Source organism: Clostridioides sp. ZZV14-6009, assembly GCF_020658095.1.
In the GTDB taxonomy this organism is placed as follows: domain Bacteria; phylum Bacillota; class Clostridia; order Peptostreptococcales; family Peptostreptococcaceae; genus Clostridioides.
On the sequence record NZ_JAGWDG010000088.1, the window covers coordinates 1 to 267 of the forward strand.

General features: G+C 49.8%; 2 tRNA genes. Both read right to left on the reverse strand.

The features are described 5' to 3' along the window. A tRNA-Arg gene (locus KGF36_RS19995) sits at window positions 1–74 on the reverse strand. 23 nt (window positions 75–97) lie between these two features. Continuing rightward, a tRNA-Gly gene (locus tag KGF36_RS20000) sits at window positions 98–172 on the reverse strand. Window positions 173–267 lie beyond the last annotated feature (95 nt).

A 267-nucleotide genomic window follows, 5' to 3' on the forward strand; every position in this document is an offset into this window, starting at 1 on the left:
TGAGCGCACAGGGATTCGAACCCCGGACACACGCCTTAGAAGGGCGTTGCTCTATCCAGCTGAGCTATGCACCCACATTGCACTATAAACATAAATTTGGAGCGGGAAACGAGATTCGAACTCGCGACTTCAACCTTGGCAAGGTTGCGCTCTACCACTGAACTATTCCCGCTCGTTTATTAAATTAAATAAAAATGGTGCGGATGAAGGGAGTCGAACCCCCACGCCAATGGCGCTAGATCCTAAGTCTAGTGCGTCTGCCAATTC